A 3,991-nucleotide genomic window follows, 5' to 3' on the forward strand; every position below is an offset into this window, starting at 1 on the left:
GATGACTCGCTTGGGTTTGCAGTTGTATTCTCGTCGTACGTAATCGTTTTGTAAAGCCTCCCTTCGGCATAAGTTCCTGCATCTGAAAAAATAATGTCGTACAACCCTAAATCTGCGTCCCAAGTGGTATTGGCTTTATACAGTTTTACGGTATCAGCAGCGGTATTAGCCTGATAATCGATTTTAATTTCATGGCCTTTGCCCATTTCCCACGAAGCTCCCGGAGCAGCTTGTTTAACAACGCGATTCAACGGTGATGGTTCAAATGCCTTCTGAGAGAAAGGGTTCGCAGTATTGTCGTATTTTGCAGCGCTATAAATGCCTTTTGCGGCAGCTATGGCCGTATTAGAGTCAATTCTGGGATAACTGCTGCTTCCATTGGCAGCCGGAGACTTCCTAGCAGTTACAGGCTAACTTGATTTCTATTTTAACAGTTTGGTACATTTTAAAGTGCTATAAAAGCAAAAGCCACTCCGTTATGGAATGGCTTTAATTTTGTTACTATTTATAATAAATTTTTAGTTAAACATCTAATAAAGATAAGTCTTCCCAGATATCAACATAATTGCCACTTTCGGCAATTAGTACTCTACTGCCAGGTGCTAATCCCAAATAAGGAAGAATTAATGGACAATAATCTTCTAAATGTATAGCATGTAAAGGTTTGAAAAAATCATCCTTCTCAGAATAATCTCCCGACCAAATATACCATCCAGTTGTATCTCCTACAAGAGGATGGCGCAGAGCATGGATTGGCATAGTTAAACTTTTTTCTTTTGTATCTAATGCTATTCCAACCTTAAGATTTAAATCACAAGGCTCAAAATTTATACCATATTCTTTACAAATTCCTTTTTGAATTTCGATTAATTTATTTTTTTCTGTCATTTATAATAGCTTTCATTTTTTTAGAATATGCACTCATTTCCCCTGCTTGTTTACCTGAACAAGTTTGGCAATGGGAATTAACCGATTCTGTTGACTTCATTTTTTTTAAATCAATAGAACCTGTTTCATACCATTCTTGTACTAGAGGCTTAATATGGTTTGCAATCATTGGCTCTGACGTGCCTCCACAATCAACGCAAGGTTTTCCTTGAACAGACTTACGTTGGGCAGCTGTAGTTGCATTATTAGGCCTTGAATATAGTTCATTTGTTACAGGTGCTTCTGACAAACCACCTTTCATAGTTGAACGTACCTTGCTAAATCCTGCTCCAATAACTTCCCCCGCAATTAAAGAGCCCGCTACTTCTCCGACAACTTCACCACGAGCTACTCCATCTCCATTTATTAAAGAATCTGTACCTTTGTATACACCATTCAAAATAGTATCTCCAGCACCTGATGAGTTTGTACCCAACGCACTATCTAGTGCTTCTGAACCTTGAGAACCTACCGCAAGCCATAAAGCAGTATTTCCTAAACCTTTTGCTGTACTAACAGGATTTTTAACAGCATTCCATAGTCCAACCCCAATATTAGTTAATCCCTGACTAAATCCCATTGTATGCGCTCCAACTCCATTAGGATTTACAACAGCATCAACAGCTAGCCAATTATGCAACTGCAATTCTTTCCCTTCGAGCTCAGTTCCCATTCCTAGCTTATTCTCTTGGAATGCATAAGTTGAGTTATAGGGATAATTTTCAGCCAAAGGGTCGATTGACATGAATCTACCAATTGCGTAATCGTAATTTCGATACTTAAAGCTGTCCCATTCCAATCCCAGCTCATCTTGGCGTTCTTGACCTTGGTACTTATACTTATTACTCGTAGGTACATAATCATTATACCCATTGTGTTTCAACCCAAAAGGATAATAATTATTTTCGTCAATAATAGTAAGAACTTGCGTTGCGGGATTTTTAGCGTAACTCAATCGTATGTTACCCAAATGATCTTTGTATTGGTACACATATTTTTTACCTATGTAATCATAATACCCCTCTGCCGTAGGGAAAAACTCCAACGTTGGTCGCGATGGAGCAGCCTGACTTGCCGACTGCGCTGCAAAGGCACTAAAACGATTCGCTTCTGCCGGTGGATCTTTTGGGTCAGGGTCTACATCATGACCAACAGGAGGATCAGTATTTCCCGGATCATCCGGTGCAGGAGGATCAGGCTCTCCACCCCCTGGCTCAACAGGATCAACCGGAATACTTTGACCTTCGCTATACCTGTACTGAAATCCTCCCAGATAATTGGTCGTAGTTATAACACCATCTTTATCCTTTACAAATTTCTCGAGTTTTTGACCTGTCGTGTTGTAAATATACTCAATTGATCGAGGGCTTGCAAAGGTAATTTTTGTGTACCGCTATTTCAGGACTAGACAATGTAAATAAAAAAGCCACTCCGCTATGGAATGGCTTTGTTTATTAGAAAAAATTTATTATCAAAAAACCTTATAAGTTCCGCTACCATCAAAGTCATTTTCCGAATCAATATCTGCTAATACCAATCCAAAATCTGTCGATTCAAAATTTGAAACTAATTCTTCCCAATATTTTTCATTTATTAATTCATTGTCTGAATTAACTAAATCATCATAATTGAATTCTTTCAAAAAATCAACTAATAAATCTTCATTAAGGAATAATATCAAACCTGTATCAGTTGAAAAAAATGACAAATCTTCTAAAACAACTTCATCGTAATCTACTTTCTTTATTTGGTTAATAAAAAAAATGTTATTATTTGCTTTATACAAAGCAAATGGTGTATCGGTAAACGGAAAAACTTTATTTCTAATATCTTTGGGTAAAATATTAGCTTTCAGAAATTCATTTTTAATATTAGTAACGTAAAGTGCATCAATAATGTAATATTTCTTGCCTATACTCAATTCTAAAGGTTCATTATTTTTAGATATATTTTTCATTTTTTAATATTTTTATTTATAAGGAACATAACGAGAATGTTCTAATCCATGTTTTGCGAGCATTGATTCAGCCTGATAAAATATTTGAGAAGGTGAAGCACTTGGATTCGCTTTGATAAAATCAGCCCACTGCTGATTCCATTTTCCCTGTCCATGCAAAGATTTTAGATGATTTTTTGCACTGATTTGAATAGTGTAATCATCAATATTTTTAATTCCTCTACTAGCAAACCATTTTCTAAACTGTTGAGAAAGCACATGATGTTTATGCAACTTTCCAGCTTTTAGCAAACCAGTTAATGCTCTTATAGAGGTAGACGGTTTTGCTTTTCCCTTTGTAACCACAGCAAAAGCTAAAGCAGTTGTTGGCGAATCACCACCTATTTCTGAGAATAACTCTGTATAGAATGCATCCCAAAATCCAAAAATGTCGAACGCACCACCTACAGGCGTCGCAGAACCATTTACTTTACGGAAGCTACCAAAATCTGGAGTTGTTAATTCTAGATTTTCATCAAATTGATAAGTCAGTCCAGGAGTATAAACCATCCCTGGCTTTTCTTTTCCTACTACTGGTAATCCCTTTTTCGAGCCTCCTTTTTCCCAATCGTCATCAACTAAATAAACATTATCATCGCCGTCATTTCTATGCTCAACCACTTTTCCAGCTCCATTGATGAATGTTGCAGATAGAAAAGTTGATGCTTCAGGTGAGAGTCCAGTTGGGTCAGAAAAATATATCGGATTATTATTTGAAAAACTATATGGTGAAAATTCAAAAAAACTTTCCGCTAGTGCATCAATATTACCCCAGCGCCCAATATCAGGCATGTAATTTCTAGCCTCCATGTCGTAAACCTCAAGCCCCAGCTCGTCTTGCAACTCTTTTCCATTGTACTTATACTTATTACTTGTAGGTACATAATCATTATACCCCTTGTGTTTCAATCCAAAAGGATAATAATTATTCTCATCAATAATGGTAAGAACTTGGGTTGCGGGATTTTTAGCATAACTCAATCGTATGTTACCCAAATGATCTTTGTATTGGTACACATATTTTTTACCTATGTAATCGTAATACCCCTCTGCCGTAGGGAAAAACTC

At 36.7% G+C, this 3,991-nt stretch carries 5 protein-coding genes and 1 pseudogene; all 6 read right to left on the reverse strand.

The annotated features are described in order from the left end of the window. The coding region (locus JO950_RS21410) for a hypothetical protein (RefSeq protein ID WP_202704459.1) at positions 1-251 on the reverse strand (251 nt) is incomplete at its 3' end. Positions 252-263: 12 nt separating this feature from the next. Next, a pseudogene (locus JO950_RS22495) lies at positions 264-356 on the reverse strand (hypothetical protein); the annotation flags it as partial. A gap of 166 nt (positions 357-522) precedes the next feature. After that, positions 523-888, reverse strand: coding sequence for a hypothetical protein (locus tag JO950_RS21415; RefSeq protein ID WP_202704460.1), 366 nt, complete (start codon positions 886-888; stop codon positions 523-525). Next, positions 872-1,972 carry an RHS repeat domain-containing protein gene (locus tag JO950_RS21420; protein ID WP_237732420.1) on the reverse strand — a complete coding sequence of 367 codons (1,101 nt, stop codon included), beginning with the start codon at positions 1,970-1,972 and terminating at the stop codon, positions 872-874. Before JO950_RS21420 ends, JO950_RS21415 begins: the two co-directional genes overlap by 17 nt. Positions 1,973-2,398: 426 nt before the next feature. Next, positions 2,399-2,884, reverse strand: a complete 486-nt coding sequence (locus JO950_RS21425) for a hypothetical protein (RefSeq protein ID WP_202704461.1) — start codon at positions 2,882-2,884, stop codon at positions 2,399-2,401. 12 nt (positions 2,885-2,896) lie between these two features. Continuing rightward, on the reverse strand, positions 2,897-3,991 hold a 1,095-nt coding region (locus tag JO950_RS21430; RefSeq protein WP_202704462.1), incomplete at its 5' end, for an RHS repeat-associated core domain-containing protein.

Source organism: Flavobacterium sp. UGB4466 (genome assembly GCF_903469665.1).
GTDB classification, from domain to species: Bacteria; Bacteroidota; Bacteroidia; order Flavobacteriales; family Flavobacteriaceae; genus Flavobacterium; species Flavobacterium lipolyticum.